Annotated in this window: 22 protein-coding genes; 18 read left to right on the top strand and 4 right to left on the bottom strand. The window is 47.4% G+C overall.

The annotated features are described in order from the left end of the window. The first annotated feature begins 24 nt into the window (after nucleotides 1–24). The 4 genes from hemB to rnhA all read left to right on the top strand — a co-directional run bounded on the left by hemB (nucleotide 25) and on the right by rnhA (nucleotide 4,523). On the top strand, nucleotides 25–1,008 hold the full coding sequence (hemB, locus tag MUB35_RS21020; RefSeq protein ID WP_081960389.1) for a porphobilinogen synthase: 984 nt from the start codon (nucleotides 25–27) through the stop codon (nucleotides 1,006–1,008). Beyond that, the gene (gene hemL, locus MUB35_RS21015; protein WP_244806778.1) at nucleotides 1,008–2,285 is read left to right on the top strand and encodes a glutamate-1-semialdehyde 2,1-aminomutase; all 1,278 of its coding nucleotides are present in this window, start codon (nucleotides 1,008–1,010) and stop codon (nucleotides 2,283–2,285) included. The genes hemB and hemL overlap by 1 nt, the downstream gene beginning before the upstream one ends. Before the next feature lie 62 nt (nucleotides 2,286–2,347). Further along, entirely contained in the window at nucleotides 2,348–4,060 is a 1,713-nt protein-coding gene (locus tag MUB35_RS21010; RefSeq protein ID WP_033141801.1) for a MutS-related protein, read from the top strand. Next, a complete protein-coding gene (rnhA, locus tag MUB35_RS21005) occupies nucleotides 4,050–4,523 on the top strand; it encodes a ribonuclease HI (RefSeq protein ID WP_033141800.1) in 474 nt (157 codons plus the stop codon). Before MUB35_RS21010 ends, rnhA begins: the two co-directional genes overlap by 11 nt. 73 nt (nucleotides 4,524–4,596) lie before the next feature. Here rnhA and MUB35_RS21000 read toward each other — a convergent pair whose 3' ends face one another. After that, nucleotides 4,597–6,021 (bottom strand): MFS transporter, encoded by a 1,425-nt coding sequence (locus tag MUB35_RS21000; RefSeq protein ID WP_033141851.1) that lies wholly within the window; start codon nucleotides 6,019–6,021, stop codon nucleotides 4,597–4,599. Between the two features lie 266 nt (nucleotides 6,022–6,287). Further along, nucleotides 6,288–7,208, bottom strand: coding sequence for an AraC family transcriptional regulator (locus MUB35_RS20995; protein WP_244806777.1), 921 nt, complete (start codon nucleotides 7,206–7,208; stop codon nucleotides 6,288–6,290). 137 nt (nucleotides 7,209–7,345) lie between these two features. On the opposite strand from MUB35_RS20995, the gene MUB35_RS20990 reads away from it, so the two are divergent. From MUB35_RS20990 to MUB35_RS20970, 5 genes are all read left to right on the top strand, one after another. After that, entirely contained in the window at nucleotides 7,346–7,975 is a 630-nt protein-coding gene (locus MUB35_RS20990; protein ID WP_244806776.1) for a YczE/YyaS/YitT family protein, read from the top strand. 87 nt (nucleotides 7,976–8,062) lie between these two features. Further along, nucleotides 8,063–10,702, top strand: a complete 2,640-nt coding sequence (gene alaS / locus MUB35_RS20985; RefSeq protein WP_103732858.1) for an alanine--tRNA ligase — start codon at nucleotides 8,063–8,065, stop codon at nucleotides 10,700–10,702. Nucleotides 10,703–10,847: 145 nt separating this feature from the next. After that, nucleotides 10,848–11,024 (top strand): 30S ribosomal protein S21, encoded by a 177-nt coding sequence (gene rpsU / locus MUB35_RS20980; protein ID WP_004222305.1) that lies wholly within the window; start codon nucleotides 10,848–10,850, stop codon nucleotides 11,022–11,024. A 75-nt stretch (nucleotides 11,025–11,099) separates the two neighbouring features. Continuing rightward, nucleotides 11,100–12,635, top strand: a complete 1,536-nt coding sequence (gene cls / locus MUB35_RS20975) for a cardiolipin synthase (RefSeq protein ID WP_033141796.1) — start codon at nucleotides 11,100–11,102, stop codon at nucleotides 12,633–12,635. Nucleotides 12,636–12,772: 137 nt separating this feature from the next. Further along, the gene (locus MUB35_RS20970) at nucleotides 12,773–13,369 is read left to right on the top strand and encodes a putative ABC transporter permease (RefSeq protein WP_181014550.1); all 597 of its coding nucleotides are present in this window, start codon (nucleotides 12,773–12,775) and stop codon (nucleotides 13,367–13,369) included. A 164-nt stretch (nucleotides 13,370–13,533) separates the two neighbouring features. Here MUB35_RS20970 and MUB35_RS20965 read toward each other — a convergent pair whose 3' ends face one another. Together MUB35_RS20965 and MUB35_RS20960 are read right to left on the bottom strand one after the other, a co-directional pair. Beyond that, nucleotides 13,534–13,845, bottom strand: a complete 312-nt coding sequence (locus MUB35_RS20965; RefSeq protein WP_052099523.1) for a hypothetical protein — start codon at nucleotides 13,843–13,845, stop codon at nucleotides 13,534–13,536. Between the two features lie 176 nt (nucleotides 13,846–14,021). After that, nucleotides 14,022–14,846, bottom strand: coding sequence for a GNAT family N-acetyltransferase (locus MUB35_RS20960; protein WP_103732957.1), 825 nt, complete (start codon nucleotides 14,844–14,846; stop codon nucleotides 14,022–14,024). A 302-nt stretch (nucleotides 14,847–15,148) separates the two neighbouring features. On the opposite strand from MUB35_RS20960, the gene MUB35_RS20955 reads away from it, so the two are divergent. The 9 genes from MUB35_RS20955 (at nucleotide 15,149) to scpB (ending at nucleotide 24,440) form a co-directional block, all read left to right on the top strand. Then, nucleotides 15,149–15,991, top strand: coding sequence for a hypothetical protein (locus MUB35_RS20955; protein ID WP_118593993.1), 843 nt, complete (start codon nucleotides 15,149–15,151; stop codon nucleotides 15,989–15,991). 94 nt (nucleotides 15,992–16,085) lie between these two features. Further along, complete coding sequence (locus tag MUB35_RS20950; protein ID WP_033141793.1) at nucleotides 16,086–17,249, top strand: D-alanyl-D-alanine carboxypeptidase family protein; 1,164 nt, start codon at nucleotides 16,086–16,088, stop codon at nucleotides 17,247–17,249. Between the two features lie 189 nt (nucleotides 17,250–17,438). After that, entirely contained in the window at nucleotides 17,439–18,797 is a 1,359-nt protein-coding gene (locus tag MUB35_RS20945) for an MATE family efflux transporter (protein WP_103731100.1), read from the top strand. Nucleotides 18,798–18,864: 67 nt separating this feature from the next. After that, nucleotides 18,865–19,716, top strand: coding sequence for a metallophosphoesterase (locus MUB35_RS20940; RefSeq protein ID WP_033141791.1), 852 nt, complete (start codon nucleotides 18,865–18,867; stop codon nucleotides 19,714–19,716). 1 nt (nucleotide 19,717) lies between these two features. Continuing rightward, entirely contained in the window at nucleotides 19,718–20,668 is a 951-nt protein-coding gene (locus tag MUB35_RS20935; RefSeq protein ID WP_033141790.1) for an AAA family ATPase, read from the top strand. Then, entirely contained in the window at nucleotides 20,665–21,789 is a 1,125-nt protein-coding gene (locus tag MUB35_RS20930; RefSeq protein WP_033141789.1) for a DUF58 domain-containing protein, read from the top strand. Before MUB35_RS20935 ends, MUB35_RS20930 begins: the two co-directional genes overlap by 4 nt. Then, the gene (locus tag MUB35_RS20925; RefSeq protein ID WP_103731099.1) at nucleotides 21,786–22,994 is read left to right on the top strand and encodes a hypothetical protein; all 1,209 of its coding nucleotides are present in this window, start codon (nucleotides 21,786–21,788) and stop codon (nucleotides 22,992–22,994) included. Before MUB35_RS20930 ends, MUB35_RS20925 begins: the two co-directional genes overlap by 4 nt. A 122-nt stretch (nucleotides 22,995–23,116) precedes the next feature. Beyond that, nucleotides 23,117–23,881: a segregation and condensation protein A gene (locus MUB35_RS20920; RefSeq protein ID WP_033141787.1), complete on the top strand. Its 765-nt coding sequence runs from the start codon at nucleotides 23,117–23,119 to the stop codon at nucleotides 23,879–23,881. Then, nucleotides 23,871–24,440 (top strand): SMC-Scp complex subunit ScpB, encoded by a 570-nt coding sequence (gene scpB, locus MUB35_RS20915; RefSeq protein WP_033141786.1) that lies wholly within the window; start codon nucleotides 23,871–23,873, stop codon nucleotides 24,438–24,440. Before MUB35_RS20920 ends, scpB begins: the two co-directional genes overlap by 11 nt. Nucleotides 24,441–24,447: the final 7 nt, after the last annotated feature.

The following is a 24,447-nucleotide window of genomic DNA, read 5'->3' as shown; positions in this document are numbered from 1 at the left end:
CAGAGGATAAAGGAGTGTAGCAACATGGAAATGACAGTCAGACCGAGAAGGCTTCGGAAAAACGATACCCTGCGCAGAATGGTGCGTGAGACCAGGATGGACAAAAGTTCTCTGATCTATCCCATTTTTGTCCGTGAGGGAGAAAATATGGAGGAGGAAATCCCCTCCATGGAAGGACAGTTCCGATACAGCATTGACAGGCTGCCTTATGCCCTGGAAGGACTTATGAAGGCAGGCGTGGATAAAGTGATGTTCTTCGGGATTCCGGATGAAAAGGACGAGGTGGGAAGCCAGGCGTATGCGGAGGACGGAATTGTACAGAGGGCGCTTCGGGAAGCCAGAAAACAGTTCCCGGAAATGTATCTGATCACAGATGTCTGCATGTGTGAGTACACATCCCACGGCCACTGCGGCGTGCTGTGCGGTCATGATGTGGAAAATGACGCGACACTGGAGCTTTTGGCAAAGACAGCCCTTTCCCACGTGGAGGCAGGAGCCGATATGGTAGCACCCTCAGATATGATGGACGGCAGAGTCAGAGCGATCCGTGAGATCCTGGATACCCATCAGCACAAGGACATACCGATCATGTCCTACGCGGTAAAATATGCCTCTGCCTTTTACGGTCCATTCAGGGAAGCAGCAGGTTCTGCCCCTTCTTTCGGAGACAGAAAGAGCTATCAGATGGATTTTCACAACAAGAGGGAAGGTCTGAAGGAGGCGCTTCTGGATGTACAGGAGGGCGCGGATATCATTATGGTGAAACCGGCGCTTTCCTACCTGGATGTGATCAGTGAGGTGAAACAGAGTATACATCTGCCTGTGGCCGCCTATTCTGTCAGCGGCGAATATGCCATGGTGAAGGCAGGGGCAAAGCTTGGCTACATTGACGAGGAGAAGATCATCTGTGAGATGGCAGTGAGCACCTACCGTGCGGGAGCTGACATTTACCTGACTTATTTTGCAAAAGAGCTGGCCGGATATATGGACGAAGGGAGAATCGGGTAATGACAAGATCAGAAGAATTATTTGAGCGCGCCGTAAAACGGATTCCCGGAGGGGTGAACAGCCCCGTAAGGGCTTACGGTGCCATTGGGGAGACCCCGCGCTTTATACAGGGTGCAGTGGGAAGTAAAATATTCGATGTGGACGGCAATTCCTACACGGATTATATCGGGTCCTGGGGACCTATGATTCTGGGACACAACCATCCTGCTATTCGTGAGGCAGTGATCAAAGCCAGTGAAAATGGTCTGAGCTTTGGCTGTGCAACTGCAAAAGAGGTGGAGATGGCTGAATTCATCTGCGAGAGGATTCCCCATGTGGAGATGATCCGTATGGTAAATTCCGGAACAGAGGCCGTCATGAGCGCCATCCGCGTGGCCAGAGGCTTTACGGGGAAAGATAAGATCATCAAATTTGCAGGATGCTATCACGGCCACACGGATGCCATGCTGGTGAGTGCAGGCAGCGGAGTCATGACCAGCGGTGTGCCGGACAGCGCCGGCGTGCCCAAGGGCTGTACGCAGGATACCATGATCGCAGTGTATAATGATCTTGAAAGTGTGGAAGAACTTCTGACAGAGAGCAAAGACCAGGTGGCTGCTGTGATCGTGGAGCCAGTGGGCGCCAATATGGGCGTGGTCCCTCCTGCTGACGGTTTCCTTCAGGGGCTTCGGACCCTTTGTGATGCGCATGGGGCATTGCTGATCTTTGATGAAGTGATCACCGGTTTTCGGCTTAAATTTGACGGGGCCGCGGGATTCTACGGGGTGACACCGGACCTTGTCACCTATGGTAAGATCATCGGCGCCGGAATGCCTGTGGGCGCTTACGGCGGAAGAAAGGAAATCATGGAAAAGGTTTCCCCGGCAGGTCCTGTATACCAGGCAGGTACCTTAAGCGGCAATCCCATCGCCATGGCAGCAGGCCTTGCGCAGCTTAAGATCCTGTATGAAGATCCGGAGATCTATACAAGGCTGTACCAGAAAGGGGAGATGATGTTTGAGGGAATCCGCAGGATTTTCCTTGAGAACAATATTCCTTATCAGGTAAACAGTGTGGCATCTCTGGGATGTATCTTCTTTACAGAAAATAAGGTGACAGACTATGCCTCTGCCAAGACATCGGATACAGATGCCTTTGCAAAATATTTTAAATATATGCTGAACCACGGCGTACATCTGGCACCTTCACAGTTTGAGGCCATGTTCCTGTCAGATGCCCATACAAATGACGATATAGAAGCAGCACTGAAGCTGATAAAAGATTATTTCTGCGCATGAGCGTGTCATAAGATTGCTTTACGGATACGCTCATAACTGGTAAAAGAAAACGGAGGACAGCTATGAGTGAGACAACCTTGTGGACAGGACTGATCATCATTTTTGTGGCAGTCGTATTTGTGACCATGTTTCAGGAAAACAGGAGAAGACAGCGGGAATTTCTCCAGAAAATAAAAAAGGGCTGGGGACAGATTCCGGATCGGGAATACACCTGGGATAAGCTGGAACAGATCGGGGAGTATTTTCGCAGGAGGAAGGACGGGCGGTTTGTCATTGACGATATTACCTGGAATGATCTGGATATGGACCGTGTGTTTATGCTTATGAACCAGACAATATCCTCACCGGGGGAGGACTATCTGTACTATCTTCTCCGTACTCCTGAATATCAGGAGGAAAAGCTTGCGGAGAGGGAACGGCTGTACACATTTTTTCGGGAACATGAAAAAGAACGCCAGAAGGTCCAGGAGATCCTGGCACACATCAGAAAGCCGCCTTCATCGTCTGTTTACCAGGCTATTCATGTGACAAAAGAGTATGACGCGGGAAAACCGTGGAAGCAGATTCTCATGTGCCTGGCTTTTGTGCTTTCTATTGCTGCGTTCATAGCGGTTCCAAGGTACGGCGTCTTTGCCTTTCTGCTTGTGACCTGTATCAATATGGGAACGTATCTGAAAGACAAGGAGGTCATACAGGTATATCTGACCGGATTTAAGTGCATGCTCCAGCTTATAAACTGTGCAGGTGCTCTGGACAAACTGAAGATAGAGGAACTTCACAGGTATACGGAGCGTCTGAATGTCTGTGAAAAAGGTTTTTCCGGCTTCCGAAACGGGGCAAATCTGGTTTTGGACCGGGATGGATTTGCCAGCGGACCGGAATCCTTTATTCTGGATTATATCAGAATGATGACCCATATCGATCTGATCAAGTTCAATTCCATGATGAAGGCCATGAAGGAGCATAAAGCGGAAGCGGAGGAGATGCTGGAGATATACGGACTTCTGGACGCCTGTATTTCCATTGCATCCTTTCGGGAGGCCATGCCGTATTACTGTGTGCCGGATTTTACGAGGTATCAAAAGGGAAGTGATGTGCGGATGAAGGTGGAAAATCTGTACCATCCGCTGATTCATGAACCTGTGGCAAACAGTATTGATGCGTCTGGCGGCATCCTGGTGACCGGCTCTAATGCCTCCGGAAAATCCACTTTCTTAAAAAATGTGGCGATGAATGCCATTCTCGCGCAGACCGTGTATACCTGTACTGCCACAGAATACGCCGCTCCGTTTTTTAAGATACAGACTTCCATGGCACTTCGGGATGACCTGGAGAGCAAGGAGAGCTACTACATTGTGGAGATCAAGTCCCTGAAGAGAATCCTGGAGGAATCCAAGGAGGAAGCCCCCCTTCTGTGCATCATTGATGAGGTGCTCCGGGGAACAAATACCATTGAGAGAATCGCGGCTTCCTCCAATATTCTGGCGCATTTGAAAAAGCCCCATGTGCTTCCCTTTGCGGCGACACATGATATTGAGCTGTCTTATATGCTGGAGGGAGCGTATACCAACTATCACTTTGAGGAGGAATTCAGGGAGGATGACGTGGAATTTAACTATCTGCTGAAAAAGGGCAGGGTTACCACAAGGAATGCCATCCGCCTGCTCTCCATGGTAGGGTACGACAGAGAAATTGTAGAAGAGTCGGAAGCTGCGGTGGCTGATTTTGAAACCACCGGAATCTGGAAAAAGGTAGGAAATGAAAATGCTTGTTAAAATATATACAGATGGTTCTGCCAGGGGAAACCCGGACGGACCGGGAGGATACGGCTGTGTCCTCCACTATACGGACGCAAAAGGAACGCTGCATGAGCGTGAGTTTTCACAGGGATATGTGCGCACCACCAACAACCGCATGGAGCTTATGGCAGCTATTGTAGGAATGGAAGCGCTGACAAAGCCGTGTGAGGTGGAGCTGTATTCAGATTCCAAGTATCTGGTGGATGCCTTTAATCAGCACTGGATTGACGGCTGGCTGAAAAAGGGCTGGAAACGGGGAAAAAATGAACCGGTTAAGAATGTGGATCTATGGAAACGGCTCTTGAAGGCAAAAGAGCCGCATAAAGTGACATTTATCTGGGTGAAAGGGCACGACGGACACGAAATGAATGAACGCTGTGACTATCTGGCTACCAGTGCGGCGGATGGTGAAGACCTGCTGGTGGACCCTGGTGTGTAACTGCTTCATTTCAAAAGGGACTGCTGCCCGGCTGAATGGTTTCAGTCGGTGCAGCAGTCTCTTTTCTGTGTGGTTATCTGTTTTGTTTTCTCTTCTCGATTTCTGCGGAATATCCCTCGATATCCTTGCTTGACAGCTTATACCCGAATATCAGAATAAGCGCGCCGATTCCTACTGCAATAGCCGGAATTACGGTAAATCCCATACTGATTCCCCTTGCCAGCTTTTCCGTGACCTCATTGGACTGTACCACTGCAAGTGAAAAACCTGCCATGGCAAGACATGCATTGATCAGGATTCCACGGCTCACTACACCGATCTTCAGGGGGATATTACTCAGTCCCATGATCATACCGGTGGCATTTGTGCCTGTCTTATACTCGCTGTAAATTGCACAGTCTGCGTAGAGTGCCGGTCCGCAGGCGTTGGTCATGGTACAGAAAAACTGTGCAATGCTCACCATGATAAGGACCACCCAGGTACTGTTGTAGAAAAGGAAGCCAAGTACCAGCACCACGACCATACTCAGATAAGCGATGATAACGGTGTTTCTGGCCGAAAATTTTCCGGCTGCCTTTTTCGAGAGATAAGAAGCAGCGACGCCCAGCAGATTGGAAATGAGAATAAAGGTGGCGGTCAGACCGGCATTACCGGCAACATAGGTAAAGTAGTAAACGGCAATACCATTTGCTACAAACATGTAGACATATTTTGCCAGATCCGCAACGATCAGACCCAGAAGATAGGGATTTGATGTGAGGGATTTCAGCATTCCATGTCCTTTTTCTGCATGCTGGTCCTGTTTTGCCTTTTTCTCTCTCTGGAGTCTGGCAATCTCCTCTGCGCCGGTTTCTTCATATCCTTCAAACATTTTGAAATGTGCAAAGTATCCGGCTGCCATCAGAGCACCGAATACGAATGCTGCCGCACCGTATGAATTTTTGGCTCCCACAACGGCAGCCAGTATGGATACGGCACCCGGTCCCACGTAAGAATAAAGAACCATGCCCAGTGCGCCCCATAAAGCTCTCGTTGAGGAGAGGGCCATCCTGTCATCCGGTGTTTTGGAGGCAATATTGATCATTGAAATATTGGCCACAAAAGGAATATTCCAGGCAATATGACTGGTGATCGTAGCCACAATGATTACAACAATACCTGCCGCCCCGTCATTCAGCTTGATGAACTGGAATGCATACAAAAACGGCACCAGCCAGGGAATGACTGCCAGCCAAGAGCGGTAACGTCCCCATTTCATAGGTTTCATGGTATTGAGCAGAACACCGTACACCCAGGACAAGGCCGCGTCCACAAGACTGGTCAGTGTGGCTATCAGAGTTACAACAGGTATTGTATATTTTGCAATATCTGTCAGGAAAAACTGGAAATAATAGGTTTCAATATTCGTCATAAGATTGAAACCAAAATCTCCTACGCCAAAAAAGCGTTTTAACGATTTACTGATTTCCTTGCGCTCATTACTACTGTGATCTTCCATAATCCTTCCTCCCGTGCTGTCCGCCAAAAAAGCGGACTTTGTCATTGGTTACACGTTTTGGCACCTCCTGTCCATTTTTATTTTATGTATTCCGTACATAAGTTTCTGATAGTATTGAGGAGTATTTCTCACAGTTTCAGTTGGAATTTTGTTTTGTATACAAATATAGGCGATCATCGGATTCTTTTGGGATAATTATACTGCGGCTGTAAGGTTTATACAATGTTTTGAGGACAAAAATTGAATCTTTGTGACATTTTACAATTTTAGCTGCCGCTTATCAGACTGCGCCTGAACGCGGAAGGAGTGATTCCCTTTACACTTTTAAAAGTTTCCGCATAATAGCTGGAGCCGGAAAAGCCGTGTTTCAGTGCGATTTCCGTGATGGACAGATCTTTTTTCAGAAGATCCGGAATGCTTTGTTCCACGCGGTAGGCGTTCAGATATTCAAAGGGTGTCTGATGCAGGAGACGTTTGCAGATACGTCCGCATTCCCCGGTGCTCAGTGCTGCGGCGCCTGCAATGTCTGCCAGGGAAATTTTCTGTGTATAGTGGTTCCGGATGAATTCCAGAATGGATTTTGCCTTACCTGCAGCCTCCCGGCTCCTGGCAGTAGTTTTCCGGTTAGTGCCTTTTTCCGTAAATACGGCAAAAAGAGCACCCCAGCAGGAGAGAAGACTGGCCTTTACATGCAGCTCCCAGGCCAGGTTCTTTTCCTCATACAGATGCATGCACTGAAGCAGAAGCCCGGGTATGATGTGGCTCGCATCCCTGTTTTCCGACTTCAGAGGATAAGCGGAGAAGGCGGCGCTGTCCAGAATAGGGGAGATGTATTTTTCCCGAATCAGGCTGTCCTCATACCCGTACAGAAAACGGGGATGGAAAATGACAGATAAGGTGGAAGCCTGTTCACTGACTGCGGTACCCATATGCAGGCAGTTGGAGTTGATAAAAAGTCCCTCGCCCTCCTTAATATCATAGACTGTCTCATTGACCTGATAACGCATGGAGCCGGAGAGGACGATCATCAGTTCCGATTCGGGATGCCAGTGGCAGACAAAATAGGAGGGCGCGCCCGTTCCCTCTGCCTGGAAAACTTCACTGTGCACATCCACCGGAAACGCATAATTTCCGTGGGATATCTGTTCCTTTAAATTTTTGTCCACCGCAACAACAGATGATTTCATAAAAACTGCCTCCAAAATAGAAAATGATGATATTGTTATAAAATCTGCCGTAATTCTGATAGAAAATACCGCTTTTTGTCATTATACTAGAGTCCGGAAACAAGTACAAGCTACATAAAGCTTCAGGAGGAACGAAAATGGAAAGAAAAAATAAAAGAATCGGAATGGCATTCATCGGCATTATTCTGACAGCTGTCAGCGTGGGGATCTTCCGCTATGCGGATTTCGGAGTTGACCCTTACTGCGTACTGCTGACAGGGCTGGCAAAAATCTTTCATACCAGCTTTACCATGGCGGCAAATGTGACGTGTGTCCTGCTGCTTCTTTTCGCATGGAAAATGAAAAAAAGCCTGGTGGGGGTATCCACACTATTAAATCTGCTCATATACGGCGTGGTGGCAGATGCGGTATTTGCAGCGCTGAAAAGCGTGTATGAGACACCATCCCTTATTGTCAGGATTGTATGTCTTGTCAGCGCCCTTTTCCTGCTGGCCTTTTCAGGAGCCATGTATTACACGGCAGATCTGGGAGTATCCACATATGATGCCATTGCCCTGATCATGGATGACAGAAAGATCGGAAAATTCAAATACTGCCGAATCGCTGCTGACCTTACCTGTCTGATTGCCGGTATCCTGGCAGGAGGGGAAATCGGGATCGCAACGGTTATCATTGCCCTGACAGTGGGTCCCCTTATCCAGTATTTCCGCACTAATTTGGCAGAACCTTTCCTGGAAGGCCGCAAAATTCCCGCTTTTCTTTCTTGAAACCTGACAATTCCTGTGCTATTATTAAAAACAGTAATTTATAGCGGCAGCATTCGCGTGCTGCCCAATCATCAGGAGGTATGAACCGTGCAGAAATACGGAGTGAACGAACTTCGGAAAATGTTTTTGGAGTTCTTTGAAGGAAAAGGCCATCTGGCTATGAAGAGTTTTTCTCTTGTTCCCCATAATGATAAGAGTCTATTGTTGATCAATTCCGGTATGGCGCCGCTGAAACCATATTTTACAGGCGCTGAGGTGCCGCCCAGAAAAAGGGTGACGACCTGTCAGAAGTGTATCCGTACCGGTGATATTGAAAATGTAGGTAAGACAGCCCGTCACGGCACATTTTTTGAAATGCTGGGCAATTTCTCCTTTGGAGATTATTTTAAGAAAGAGGCAATCCGCTGGTCATGGGAATTTCTGACCGAGGTGGTAGGACTTGACGCGGACCGTCTGTATCCTTCTGTCTATCTTGACGATGATGAGGCATTTGATATCTGGAATAAAGAGATTGGAATTCCGGCTGACCGTATTTTCCGTTTTGGGAAAGAGGACAACTTCTGGGAGCACGGCGCAGGCCCATGTGGACCATGCTCTGAGATCTATTATGACAGAGGTGAGCGCTATGGATGCGGAGAACCGGGCTGTACTGTGGGCTGTGAATGTGACCGCTACATGGAAGTGTGGAATAATGTATTTACCCAGTTTGAAAATGACGGGGAAGGCCACTATGAAGAACTGCAGCAGAAGAACATCGACACAGGCATGGGCCTGGAGCGTCTGGCTGTAGCTGTGCAGGATGTGGATTCCATTTTTGATATTGACACAATCTGTGCCCTCAGAAACAAAGTCTGTGAGCTGACTCACACAGAATATAAAAAAGATGAAAATGTGGACGTATCTATCCGTCTGATCACAGACCATATCCGTTCCGCTACCTTTATGATCTCTGACGGCATTATGCCCACCAATGAAGGCAGAGGCTATGTACTGCGCCGTCTGATCCGCCGCGCTGCCCGTCACGGACGTCTTCTGGGAGTAAAAGGAAATTTCCTTGCCGCACTCAGCAATACTGTCATTGAGGGCTCCAGAGACGGTTATCCGGAATTGGAAGAGAAGAAAGACTTTATCTTCAATGTACTGACAAAGGAAGAGGAACAGTTCAGCAAGACCATTGACCAGGGACTGCATATTCTGGAAGAGATGGAGGCAGAGATGAAGGCTGCCGGAAGCAGCCAGCTTTCCGGTGAAAATGCATTTAAGTTATATGATACTTACGGATTCCCTCTGGATCTGACCAAGGAAATCCTGGAAGATAAGGGAATCTCCATTGACGAGGCCGGTTTCAAGGCAGCCATGGAAGAGCAGAGAGAAAAGGCCAGGATAGCCCGCGGAGTGACAAACTATATGGGGGCTGACGCCACGGTATATGATGAGATAGACCCGAAAATCACCACAGAGTTTGTGGGATATGACAATCTGTCCCATCCGTCCAGAATCACGGTCCTTACCACAGAGAACGAGATCGTGGATGCCCTGACAGAGGATGAGAAGGGAACCGTATTTGTGGAGGAAACTCCGTTCTATGCTACCATGGGCGGACAGGAAGGCGACAAAGGCGTGATCGAGCTGGGGGATGCCCAGTTTGTTGTGGAGGACACCATTAAGCTGCGCGGCGGCAAAGTGGGTCATGTGGGCAGACTGACAAAAGGCATGTTAAAGACAGGCGATGTGGTAACACTGAAAGTCAGCGCAAAGGACAGGGCAGACACCTGTAAGAACCACAGCGCTACCCATCTTCTGCAGAAAGCCCTGAAGACCGTTCTGGGTTCCCATGTAGAGCAGAAGGGTTCCCTGGTAACTCCGGACAGGCTCCGCTTTGACTTTGCCCATTTCCAGGCCATGACTCAGGAGGAGCTGGATCAGGTGGAAGCAATGGTCAACGAAGAGATCCAGGCAGCGCTTCCTGTGGTAACAGAGATCATGAGTATTGAGGATGCCAAGAAGACAGGAGCCATGGCTCTTTTTGGTGAGAAATACGGGGACAGTGTGCGTGTGGTTTCCATGGGAGACTTTTCCAAGGAGCTGTGCGGCGGTACGCATGTATCCAATACAGGAGTGATCACAACCTTTAAAATCGTATCCGAAGCAGGCATTGCAGCCGGTGTACGCCGGATCGAGGCACTGACCGGTGACGGCGTGTTCAAATACTACAAAGAGATGGAGCAGAAACTGGCCCATATTGCAGCACTTTTAAAAACTACCCCGGCAGAAGCAGCGGACAAGATCGTTCATCTGCAGGCAGAGGTAAAAGAGCTTCACGGAGAAAATGAGTCCCTGAAAGCCAAACTGGCACAAGAGGCAGTGGGCGATGTGATGAACCAGGTAAAAGAGGTGAAAGGCACTAAGCTGCTGGCTGTATCTGTAGCAGATGTGGATATGAACGGACTGCGCGACCTGGGCGACCAGTTAAAAGAAAAGCTGGGTGAAGGTGTGGTAGTTCTCGCCAGCGTTAACGGCGGTAAAGTAAACCTGCTGGCCATGGTGACTGACAGTGCCATGAAAGCCGGTGCCCATGCAGGGAATCTTGTAAAAGGCATGGCTGCAGTAGTAGGCGGAGGCGGCGGCGGACGTCCGAACATGGCTCAGGCCGGTGGAAAGAACCCGGAAAAAGTGCCCGAAGCCCTGGAAAAAGCGGCAGAATTGCTGGAAGGTCAGTTAAAATAAAATTTAAATAAAATATTTTAAAGAAAATAAGTCAAAATAGTTGACGTACGGCAAAAATCTGATATAATATTTGATGTGCAGTAAAAATACCCAGACAGTTGTATTATGCACAATCTACAACTGGAGGGAGGTTAGGTGTGAGACTATGTCAAATGTAATCGTAAAAGAAAACGAAACTTTGGATAGCGCTTTACGTCGTTTCAAGCGTAGCTGTGCAAAAGCAGGCATTCAGCAGGAAATCCGTAAAAGAGAGCATTACGAGAAACCAAGCGTTCGTCGTAAGAAAAAATCTGAAGCAGCTAGAAAACGTAAATATAATTAATGTGCAGTAAAAGCCTCTGGACAATACCAGGGGCTTTTTTACGACTCCGGAGCCAAAAGAGAGGATGGTGAGAAGATGAAAAAGATTATCGATCTGGTGTCCAGCCGGATCTTTGTATTTGTGCTGGCTGTACTGCTGCAGCTTGTGTGGCTGGTGGCGCTGGCCTGGGGTATGAGAAATATTTCCACCACTGTGGGATGGATCATGGATATTTTAAGTCTGTTTCTGGTATTATGGCTGGTCAATAAGAAAATCAATCCCTCTTACAAGCTCGCCTGGACGATTCTGATTCTTGTCATTCCCGTTTTCGGCGCAATTGTGTACCTGCTGTTCGGCGAATCCCGTGTGGCTAAGAAGATGACAAGGGAATCCGAGGCAGTCCTCAATGAAATCGGCAATTATTTCAAGGAAGATCCCAGGACAAGAACAGAACTTCAGGATATGGACCGGGGAGTATCCATCCAGTCTGCCTACATCCGGGATTACGCCGGTTTTCCCCTCCATAAGAATACCACCACAAAGTATTACCCGGTAGGGGATACCATGTTCGTGGATATGCTGGAGGAGATTAAGAAAGCGGAGCATTTTATTTTCCTGGAATATTTTATTATACATGACGGAAGAATGTGGAGAGAAATCCTTCAGGTGCTGGAGGAAAAGGTAAAGGAGGGCGTGGATGTACGCCTGATTTACGATGATATGGGATGTGTGACCACCCTGCCCCACAGATATTATAAAGAACTGCAGAAAAAAGGCATCAAGTGTGCGGCGTTCAATCCGGTGCGGCCTGTGCTGAACATTATCCTCAACAACCGGGACCATAGAAAAATTTTGGTAATCGACGGGCATACAGGGTTCACGGGCGGCATTAATCTTGCCGATGAATATATCAATGAGGATGTGCGGTTTGGGCATTGGAAGGATACCGGTGTCATGCTGCACGGTGAGGGTGTATGGAACCTGACGGTGATGTTTCTGCAGATGTGGGCAGTGATCACCCACACCAGAAGCCATCTGCCGGCGTACGGCCCTTATATCTATCACCCGGAAGAGTTTGAAAATGACGGGTTTGTACAGCCCTATGGGGACAGTCCCCTGGACAATGAGATCGTGGGGGAGAATGTCTATCTGAATATCATCAACCAGGCGAAGCGGTATGTGTACATCTGCACACCATATCTGATCATAGACAATGAGATGATGACAGCCCTGTGCCTGGCCTCCAAAAAGGGTGTGGACGTGCGGATCGTGACGCCGGGAATCCCTGACAAGAAGATGGTATTCCTTCTCACCCAGTCTTACTATGAGCAGCTTCTGGAGGCAGGGGTGAGGATCTTTGAGTACACGCCGGGATTCATCCACTCCAAATCCTTTGTCTGTGACGATGAAATTGCCTCTGTGGGAACCATCAACCTGGATTACAGAAGCCTGTATCTGCATTTTGAGTGTGCAGTCTGGATGTACCGAAGCAGGGCTGTGATGCAGGTGAAGGAGGACATGGAGGATACCTTCCCAAAATGCAGGGAAATCTGTATGAAATTCTGCCGCAGCAGAAATATCTTTGTGCGTATGGCGCAGAGTATTCTGAGACTTTTCGCCCCCATGCTTTAGGAAAAATAATAAAAGCGGCTATGTGTACAGGATTTTTTCTTTACAAGCCGGGGGCTCCCATGATAGAATGGGCACATAAAACTTACTATGAAGACACATGTTACGAGATGCGCCAATGATATAAGGGGAGATTAAGTATGATTTGGACAAAGAGTATGTTTGGTATAGATCTCTACCATGTCACCCAGTGGTTTTTGGTTTACAGTATCCTGGGATGGGTGGTGGAATCTATATACATGTCAATCTGTAACAGGCGGCTTACCAACAGGGGATTTGTGAGAGGGCCATTCTGCCCTATTTACGGAGTGGGAGCGTTGTCTGTGTTTTTTCTGCTGAGGCCGTTCTGCGGCAACCTTCTGCTGTTATATGTGCTGGGCTGTGTGTTTCCCACACTGCTTGAGTATGTGACAGCCAGGGTTATGCTGGCATTGTTCGGTGAAGTATGGTGGGATTATTCGGAGAAACCTTTTAATTACAAAGGTATCCTCTGTCTGGAAAGTACCATTGCCTGGGGGTTCTATACATTGGGCCTGTTTCTGTTTCTCCATGAAGGCGTGGAGCGTTTTGTGGACAGTTATCCGTTTACCGTGGGATACCGGGCCGGATCGCTGATGATCGCATTGTTTACAGCAGATTTTTTACATACCTTATACGAAAAGAAAAAAGACAGTCTGCCTGCCTCCTTGGGTGAGGTGAGAGAAGGGATACGCGCCCTGATTTACGGTAGATTTTAATGTTGAGGGACGCCTGAGGGCGTCCTTTTTAGTTGGTCTTGCGGGAGAAGATTTATGGCAGAGATTTGATCACAGTTCCTCGTGGGAAACGGAGGGAGGATTCGACGTAAATAAAAAAAGTGCAAAGCCATGATAATTCAGCGGGCTTCACACTTATATGGACATTATGCTATTTTGTTTTTCAGTTCGGCAATTTCTTTTTTGAGCTTTTCAACGTCTTCCATCAGATAATTGACTTTAATTTGATAGGCTATTTGCTGGTCAGTAATACTGTTGTTAGCATTGAGTTTTTTGACAAGATTACTGTAATTTTCTGCGAGAAGGGATATGTTTTTGTCACTTACATTTTCAAGATGGAGTCTTATGTCTGTTACCTGATCATCCATGCTGGACATCTTCTCTTCAATTCTCTCAAGATGTGAGTCTGCAGCGGTTACTTTTTGCAGCAACAAGTCAAGCTTTTCATCAACGGTCATTGTATTAACCTCCCTGCTTTATAGTGTATGTATTATACCATATGTATTAGTGTGAAGTCTATGTAAACATTGTTTCACTATTTCCTGATAGTATATATAGTAAGGTATATATCAGCACGGGCAGATTTTCGGTTAGATTTTATCAGGAAAAGGATTCCAGATTGCCTTCTCTAGGATCATAAGGGGAGTCTGTATAATGAATATGTATGGTCCAGATAAAATCCCAGTTTTTCTGCCAGTGACCTTGAAGCGGTATTAGTAAACATACAATCCCAATAAGGCTCGCAGCCATCTTCTAATAATTTAGAAACAAATGATTCTGTAGCCATTTGTGAAAACCCTCTTCTTCTGTGATGTTCTAAGGTTTCAATTCCTATGGTATAAGTATTCTGATATACAAAATTGGTGATACAATAACTTACAATCTTTTTATTTTCTATAACACAAAATCCAAAAGCCTGTTCAAAAAAATAATCTAATGAATCCCACCAGCGCAAAATCTCTGATTCAATAAATTCCGGATTAAGTATCTCTGCTGATTGTATTAAATTCAAATCTATTTTTCGTATATCAGTATCTTTACACAGCCCGTTTGTTTTATGGTATTTCCATTTGTCAAAATCTAACTGATAGACGCATTGTCTGGATTTGATTAGTTCTTTGAAATTAAAGATTTTTTCCAGCACGGAATCCCACATAATACAATCGCCGCTAAATTCAAAATGATTCAGTCCGCTTTGTATTATACGGAATCTCAGGTGATTAATAATAAATTCTATTATTTCGGCATTGAATGTATGATTATCTGGATTGCCAATAAAATAAAACCCTTCAATTCCTTTAGACCATAAAAGTGCAGTGGCGGGGGTTTCCAATGAATCTACAAACACCCATCCCGTATTTATACCGCTTAATACAGCCATTATTTCGATATTGTCCCATTGTTTGTGGACTATATCTTTTATACTGCCAAATCGCTCTTTTTTTAGTTCATAAATCATAGGATTCCTCTCTGCTGTTTTAGAAAATAATAATTACATGTCCTTCTCCAGGCTTTTTATTTGTTATTGTATCATGTGGCTCTATGCATGTCTACTTTAGAAAATAATATATCATCTATCTCATCTCCATCAAATAAAAAGTGCATGGGATTGAAAATTTGACTTTGCATTTTAAGGCGCTTTTTATAAGCCGCCTTATATAAATAAAACGAGAAGAGAAGATGATGCAACATTTCGGTCTTTGATTGACACAGTTATATTAGCATAGAGCATTTTACTGTTGAAAAAGGGGGAATTGTTAAATGAGAGTAAGGAAAACAGGAAAAATATTTGTTATATTGGGGAGTCTGCTGCTATTATGCATATTATTTTTATCTGCCAGCGAACAAAAACGGAATGGGTATTTCCAAGGAGAGGAAGAGGATGAGAATACAATTACCGGAAAGATTATAGAAGTCCGTGATACTTCGATTCTTTTATTACACGAGGGAGATGTGAACGAAGGACTCATGGAAGCAGAAATAAAAAATGTCAAAATATATAGTCAAAATAAACAAGAAATAAAAGCAGATACACTGAAACCCGGAATGTATATTCGATTGTCACTTCAGGAAGGCAGTACGGTTATGGAGTGTTATCCCTTGCTGATCAGTGGTGCGCAGGAAATTCATGTTCTGGAACAGGGGAATGATTACATAGGTTTGTATCTGGATATAATAGAGGAGATTTATGGCAGAGATTCCGCCCTAAACGATGGAATGCGGGTTATGGCCCTGGACTTGACTCAGGTGAGAAATCTTTCTGACAGTGAAAAAGAGGCAATCCGGTATTTGCTTGAGCCACTTCTTGAGACCTGGCAAAAAGACAGTATCGGCAGCCCGGGAACTGTGAAGTGTCCGAATCCGAATGTGATTCTTGTAGCGGAGGAGGATTTGATGGAACAAGGGCTGTTAAGTGAAGATGGTTCATATTTTCCGGAGGGAATATTGATTAAAATAAGGACAGTAAGAAACAGAAAAAACAGTTTTACTTTTTCAGCTAAAAAATGGAGTTCCGGTCTTGGGGCAAATGGATATGATGACTGTAAAGCTTCTTTTAAGAAGGGAGCAGGGGCATACAAGCTGAATTTTACATGGATTTCCTGAAGATAGCAGCGATAATGAGAAAGAGGCTTTCCGTATTCTATTTTTTATCCCGGTGTAATACAATTCTATAAGAGCATTTCTACGGGAGAGCGGTATGTTTCGGAAAGCATCTGTTTTTCTGGTCTTATTTTCCCTTATTGTCAATATAGCCCTGCCGGTTACGGTGCACGCGGAGGGGGAGGATTTGATCACCGCACCTCATGGGGTTCTGATGGAGGCTTCCACAGGGACCATAATCTACGAGAAGGACAAAGACACCAAGGTCTACCCGGCAAGTATTACGAAAATCATGACCCTGGTGCTGATATTTGACGAGATTGCCAAGGGCACCCTACATATGGAGGATGAAGTGACTACAAGTGCCTACGCCAAGTCCATGGGCGGTTCCCAGGTCTATCTGGAGGAGGGCGAGAAGCAGACAGTGGAGACCATGATCAAGTGTATTGTCATTGCCTCCGGAAATGATGCCAGCGTCGCCATGGCGGAACATATAGCCGGAAGCGAAGCGGAGTTTGTCAAACGTATGAATGAGAGGGCAGCAGGACTTAACATGACAGGAACTCATTTTGAGGACTGCTGCGGACTGACGGAGTCCACCAACCATTATACCACCGCATATGACGTAGCCCTTATGTCCAGGGAGCTGGTGACAAAATATCCCAAGGTTCTGGATTTTTCCTCTATCTGGATGGAAAATATCACCCATAACACGGCAAAGGGGAGCAGTGAGTTCGGCCTTACCAATACAAACAAGCTGCTGCGAAGCTATGACGGCTGTGTGGGCTTAAAGACAGGGAGTACCAGCCTGGCAAAATACTGCGTCTCCGAGGTGGCAAAGAGAAACGGGATTACTCTGATAAGCGTGGTGATGACAGCACCTGACTATAAAGTACGGTTTAAAGATGCTGCGGCGATGCTGAATCTGGGTTTTGGCGCCTGTAACCTTTATGTGGATGAAAACAAAGACAGCCTGCCGAAGGTTCCGGTGAAGGGAGCCATTCAGGATAAGGCGTCTGTATCCTATGAAGGGGATTTCCGTTATCTGGATACAAAAGGGGAGGCTCTTGATAATGTGCAGAAGAAAATTAACCTGAAGAAGAGCACAGATGCCCCGGTGAAGAAAGGCAGTAAAGCCGGGACCGCGGATTATTATCTGAACGGGAAGAAAATAGGCAGTGTGAATCTGCTTTTTAGTGAAAAAGTGGAGAAGGCCGGCTACATGGACTATGTGAAAAAAGTATTCAAAACATTTTTCTGAAAAAATAAAATTAGGGTATTGCAGGATAGAAATGTTTGCATTATAATAGCCCGGTAACAAAAAGACGGAGGGTGCCCGCTGGCACCTTCCTTTTTCGTGAAAAAATGACTTGATGGCAGGAAGAAGGCAGAGCCTGCGCCTTTTTGCCTGCCGGCGGACACATTGTTTACAGAGAGAATGAGGAGAGGCATGCAGAAAGATATGACGGCCGGCAGCCCGGCAAAAGCGATTGTAGGATTTACAATTCCGGTATTTATCGGAAATATTTTTCAGCAGTTTTACAGTATGGTGGACACCATCATCGTAGGAAAATTCGTGGGTACAAAAGCACTGGCAGCCGTGGGTAGTGTGGGTACCATTAACTTTTTGATCATAGGTTTTATGCTGGGACTGACCGCGGGATTTACGGTACTGACTGCCCAGAGATACGGTGCGGGGGATATGAAGAATATGAGACGGACCGTGGGGTCGGCAGCCGTGCTGTCCCTGATCGTTACTATTGTCATGACTCTGGTGAGTATGCTGGGAATGCATGGGCTGCTGGAATTTATGCATACTCCGGAGGATATTTTCGGTGATGCGTACCGGTATATTATGATCATCTGCGGCGGTATATTTGCCACGGTGCTGTATAATCTGCTGGCAAGTGTCTTGAGGGCGCTGGGAAACAGCCAGGTGCCGCTGTATTTTCTGATCTTGTCGGCACTGCTGAATGTGGTGCTGGACCTGCTGTTTATCATTGTATTTCATTGGGGAGCAGCGGGTGCGGCCTATGCCACTGTGATCTCCCAGGGTGTTTCCGGTGTTCTCTGCTTGGTGTATATAGCGAAGAAAATGCCGGAACTGCGGCTTCAGGAGGAGGATTTTCGTCTGTCAGCCCATATTGTGAAGATGCAGGTGGGAATCGGCATTCCCATGGCGCTCCAGTTTTCCATCACCGCCATTGGTACTATGATGGTGCAGTCCGCGCTGAATATGCTGGGCTCCATGGCTGTAGCTGCCTTTACAGCGGCCAGCAAGGTGGAGCAGATTGCCACACAGGCTTATGTGGCTTTGGGAACCACCATGGCAACCTACTGTGCCCAGAACATGGGTGCAGGCAGAATTGACAGGATCCGTATGGGCTTCCGGGCATCTACCTGGATGGGTGTGGTTTACTCCCTGGTGTTTGGACTTCTGACCGCTTTCTTTGGAAAGTACTTGACCTATCTCTTTGTGTCAAGCGATGTGCAGACACTGATGGGGCAGGTGGATATCTACCTGAAATGCGCCTCCCTGTTTTTCATTGCCCTGAATATTGTAAATGTATACCGAAACGGCATTCAGGGCATGGGATATGGTATACTGCCCATGATGGCAGGCGTGGCGGAGCTTTTTGGCCGCGGTATCGTGGCTCTGGCGGCAGGGCTGAACAGGAGCTACCTGCTTGCCTGCCTGGCAAGTCCGGTTGCCTGGGTATTTGCAGGTGTGCTGCTGCTTTTCATGTACCGTCTGGTTATGAAGCAGCAGGAAAAGGTTTTCGGCAGCAGTTTCAAAAAAAGCAGATAGTCTTACTTTTCTTTTTTCTCTTTATGGGGTAAAATAGAGAGAAAAGAGAGAAGAGCAGGGAATATTTGTGAAGAAATTTGTGACGACTACTTACAGGATAACAACAGATAAGATAAAAAGACATCCGCTGAGATTCGTGATGATTAGTGACCTCCACAATGTGATGTTCGGGGAAAGAAATGAGCCGGTTTTTGAAAAGATCAGGGCTCTTAACCCGGATGCCATATTGATAGCCGGAGACCTGGTGCTGGGAAAAGAAGACGCGTCCCTGAAACCGGCTGCGGCATTTTTAAGCGAGGCCGTTAAACTGGCACCCGTATTATACGGGCCGGGCAATCACGAGCAGCGGATGAAATTATTCACAGAGGAATACGGGGGCCGATTCTCTGCGTTTGAGAAGAAAATGAAACAGATGGGTGTCTCCTATCTGGAAAATGAGCGTGTCGTTTGGCAGATAAAGGGGGAAACCGTGGCGGTGACCGGGCTGGATCTGCCTATTGAATATTATAACAGAGGGCCTCAGAAGGGACCGGGAAGAAAAGAACTGGAAGGGCTGATCGGAAGGCCCGACAAAGATGTATATGAGATCCTGCTTGCCCATACACCCAGGTTTGGGGATGACTATTTTGCATGGGGGGCGGATTTGATTCTGTCCGGGCATTACCACGGGGGAATCATGCGGCTTCCGTTTTTAGGCAGTGTTATCAGCCCTGATTTTCGTCTGTTTCCCCGCTATGCTTACGGGGAATACAGAAAGAAAGACAATACGCCTGCAAAAAGGGCGGGAAGAAGACAAAGAGTAACAGGAAAGGAACAGATCATGATTACAGGTGCGGGACTGGGTGAGCACACACTGCCTCTTCGGATCAACAATCCGAGAGAACTGGTGGTGCTGGAATGTCTGCCGAAAGAGGTGTGAAATGGAAGAGAAAAACGGTATGGTAAAAATACGTGAAAATGTGGGGAAGGTGATTGTGGGAAAAGAAAAGGTGCTGGAGCTTCTTCTCACTGCCCTGACTGCCGGAGGCCATGTCCTTTTGGAGGACGTGCCCGGAACAGGCAAGACGATGATGGCGAAATCCCTGGCCCGCTCCATGGACGGGAAATTCTCCCGCATTCAGTTTACGCCGGATCTGCTGCCCTCTGATGTGACGGGGCTAAACTATTATAACCAGAAGGCAGGGGAGTTTCTATTCAAAGAAGGACCTGCTTTCTGCAACATTCTGCTGGCTGATGAGATCAACCGTGCCACGCCGAGGACTCAGTCAAGCCTTCTGGAGTGTATGGAGGAGCACCAGATTACCATTGACGGGGAAACCAGGACACTTCAGGAGCCTTTTTTTGTCATTGCCACTCAGAATCCGGTGGAGACCACAGGCACATTTCCGCTTCCGGAAGCGCAGATGGACCGTTTTTTTATGCGCCTTTCCATGGGGCTGCCGGACAAGGAGGAGGAGCTGGCCATCCTGGACCGTTTTGAGGACAGACAGCCTCTTTTTGAGCTTTCCTGTGTGTGTACAAAGGAAGAACTTCTAAATGCAAGAGAGGCATACAAAAAGGTATATGTGCACCCGGATCTGAAGTCCTATCTGGTGGAGGTGGTGCAGGCCACCCGAACAGCAGGAGATGTGATCGCAGGTGTAAGTCCAAGGGGTACCCTGGCTCTTTTTAACGGCGCGAAAGCTTATGCCTATGTAAAGGGCAGGGATTATGTGGTGCCGGAGGATATAAAAACCGTGGCGGTTCCCATTCTGGCCCACAGAATGATCATGACCTCCGGATACGGACAGGAGGAGAGCGGCAGCCAGGCAATTCAGCGGATCCTGAATCAGGTCCCTGTACCCACAGAGGAGTGGAAGAGAAAAACATGACAATTTTTTTGCTTTTGCTGGGAGCCGTCCTGCTGCAGTTTTTGGCGGAGTGGTTCTACCGAAAGAATTGGGACAGGCATCTGGAGGTAAATGTAAAATTCCAGGAACAGCCCGTCCACGAAGGGGAGAAGGCATACCTGACGGAAACCATTGAAAACAGAAAATGGCTCCTTCTTCCCATGCTGCAGGCAGCCTTTCGGGTACATAGAAACCTCTTCTTTGAGGAGGAGGAAAATACCAGTATCTCCGACTATACCTATAAAAGAGATATCTTCTCCGTACTGTTTTACCAGAAAATAGAGCGGGAAATCACATTTCTGGCAAGGAAAAGGGGATACTACGAGATTGAGCAGGCAGAGATTCTCACAAGAGGCCTTCTTATGAACCGTGAGATGTATCGGACCATGCCTCTTTCCACCCATCTGTATGTATATCCGAGAACGATTCCCGTCTCCCGCATGGAAATTCCCTTTAAAAAGCTTATGGGACAGGTCTTGGTACGGCAGCGGATGTATGAGGACCCTTTTTCCTTCCGCGGCCTGCGGGAATACCAGCCGGGGGACCCTATGAATAAAATCAACTGGAAGGCCTCCGCAAAAGAAGGCGGTCTTATGGTAAATCTGCTGGATTCCACATCCAGTGCCCAGGTCCTCATCTATCTGGATGTGGAGGATGAGACCATATGGAAATACGAAGAGATCCACGAGGCAGGCATTTCCCTGGCCGTCTCCTTAGCAGAACAGCTTCTGCAGAGAGGCATTGCCACAGGCCTTGTCACCAACGGCAGGGATCACATCACAGAGGCACCCATCGCCGTTTTGCCCGGCACGGGAAGAGGACAGCTTGTAAAACTGTATCAGAATCTGGCAAGACTGGATCTGGACCTTCCCGCCGGAAAGTTTCCCGAACTTTTAAGTGCGCAGCGCCGTCTTTTGTCAGAAGGCCGGGGTATCCCTGTTCTTATTTCCAAAAATCAGGGCCAGCCTCTTTTTACAGAGATGGAAACACTTGCGAAGGCCGGGGGCAGCGCCCTGTGGATTTCCACCCTGTACAAGGATATGGAGTGGAAGCTTCCGTGCTCGCCCCACATGGAGATCATACGCTGGGAGGTGCCGAGATGAAAATAGATCTGCTGGTTGTATACCGCTTTTTTCATACATTTCTTCTGACGGACAGTCTGGCACTTTTGATCCTGTCTTTCGGCGGGGATATCACGCCGATTCAGATGATGAAAAGCCTGCTGCTGTTTGTCCCCATACTGCTCTTATACTGGATACAGCGCCGCTTTCAGAGTCTGCTTCTTTTTGCAGTGTCAGGTGCAGTAAGCCTGGCAGTTCTGTATACTGCCTCTCAAACGGTGTGGGAGAGAGCAGCGTTCATGGTCTGCGGAGCTCTTCTTGTGCTTCTGTACTTCTTTGAGCGGGCGGGAAGCGGAGAGAGCCTTCTTGTGCGGCCTTCCTACGCGGGGCTTCTGATTTTTGCAGGTATCTATATCTATACACTGGCATACCATAAGAGCACTCTGGGAACGGTCATCTGTCTTTTCACAGGGGCTTATTGGCTGCTCACCATTCTTTCGGAAAACCGGCGCTCCCTTCTGAAGCTGTATGCACAGAATGAGAAGCTCCACAGATTCCCGAAAAACAGAATCGCGGAGGGGAACAGGATCGCCCTGGGCGGTTTCTGTGTTCTTGTCACTGCGGGAATGATATTTCTGCCCATGTCCGGCTTTGACAAGGTCTTACAAAGAATTGGGCACCTGCTGGTACGTCTGCTTCGGAGACTTCTGGCAGGTCTTGGCGGGGCGGAGGAGCTGATCCAGGAGGAGCCGGAGATGGCGGAACAGATGCCGTTTTTTCCGGGAGAATTTAAGGAGGCTTCCCCTTTCTGGCAGGCGCTTTTTCAAATACTGGAAAAAGTGTTTGTTTTACTGTTTCTGGCAGCAGTTGTTTATCTTGTCTGCCGTATCCTTTATGATTTATATAAAAAATACCATGAAACCGTTCTTACGGACGGGGACCGCGTGGAGTTTCTTTCCCCCGTGAAGGGAGACCGGAAAGAGGGATTGAAAAAGAGAAAGAGAAGCGGCAGCCTTTTCTCTGCCCGCTCCGCAAATGAGATGATCCGCAGATATTATAAAAAGAAGATAGAGAGCACTGCAAAAAAGACCATCCCTGTGTCATTGGCCCCGGAGGAGATTGAGGAGACAGCAGGGCTGTCGGGTGCCGAGGGGATGGAAGAATTCCATGAGATATATGAGAAGGCAAGATACGGGAAAGAAAGATGCGGACAGGATGAGGTTTTGAGGATGAGAGAGCTGAGGTGACAGTTTGGCCGGTCCGGACCAGACCGGGGAAGATGATGCAAGGAATATTCTGGACTTTTTACTGAAAATAGTGTAGAATGTCGTAAGCGGTATGCCCGATACCATGGAAAGGATGAGAATAAATGGGAATCCCGGTAAAGCTTCCGGTGTTTGAGGGGCCTTTAGACCTGCTTTTACACCTGATCGAGAAGAATAAAGTAAATATTTACGACATTCCCATTGTGGAGATAACGGATCAGTACATGGAGTATATTCACCAGATGGAGAGGGAAGATCTGAATATCATGAGCGAGTTCATGGTCATGGCGGCAACCCTCATTTCTATCAAATGCAGGATGCTTCTCCCAAAAGAAGTCAATGAGGACGGTGAGGAAGAAGATCCCAGAGACGAACTGGTGCGTCAGCTTCTGGAGTATAAGATGTATAAATATATGTCCTATGAACTCAGGGACCGGATGGCAGAAGCGGCAAAAAGTATCTATAAGCTCCCCACCCTTCCAAGGGAAGTGGAGGACTACAGGGAGCCTGTGGATACCAGCGAGCTTCTGGACGGGCTGACACTGGGACGTCTTCACAAAATTTTCCAGGATGTATTAAAACGCCAGGAGGATAAAAAGGACCCCATCCGAAGCAATTTCGGCAAGATTGAGCAGGAGGAGGTCAGTCTTCCGGAGAAAATGACCGACGTGGAGGAGTACGCCAGAAGACACCGGCGTTTCAGCTTTCGTGACCTTCTGGGAAAACAGGCCAGCAAATTCCAGGTGGTGGTTACATTTCTGGCGATCCTGGAGCTGATGAAGACAGGAAAGATATCTATCAGGCAGGAGCATATTTTTGACGATATTCAGATTGAGAGCAAGGAGGCAGGGGACCCGTATGGAAATTGAACATCTGGAAGGCGCTGTTGAGGCGCTTTTGTTTGCTATGGGGGAATCCGTAGAGGTTTCCGCCATTGCCAAGGCTATAGGACATGATACGGAAACCACCAGAAAGATCATTCGGAATATGATGCTGAAATATAATGCCGGGGACCGGGGAATCAAGATCATAGAGCTGGAAAATGCATATCAGATGTGCACAAAGGAAGAGTATTATGACTATCTGGTCAAGCTTGCCCTGCAGCCGAAAAAGGCGGTGCTGACAGACGTTATGCTGGAGACACTCTCCATCATTGCCTATAAACAGCCGGTCACAAAACTTGAAATAGAGAAGATACGCGGTGTCAAGTCTGACCATGCGGTGAACAAACTCATGGAATATAATCTGGTACAGGAGGTCGGCCGTCTGGACGCACCGGGAAGGCCGCTGCTCTTTGGAACCACGGAGGAGTTTTTAAGAAACTTCGGGGTTCAGGGGCTGGATGAGCTGCCGGAGCTGGACCCGGTACAGATAGAAGATTTCAAGGCAGAAGCAGAAGAAGAAATTCAGCTTAAGCTGGATGTATAAACGGGGG

Source organism: Blautia sp. NSJ-175 (assembly GCF_022867815.1).
GTDB lineage: Bacteria > Bacillota > Clostridia > Lachnospirales > Lachnospiraceae > Blautia > Blautia celeris.
The sequence above is the reverse complement of the archived record's forward strand: the minus strand, read 5'-3'. Positions and strand labels throughout refer to the sequence as shown.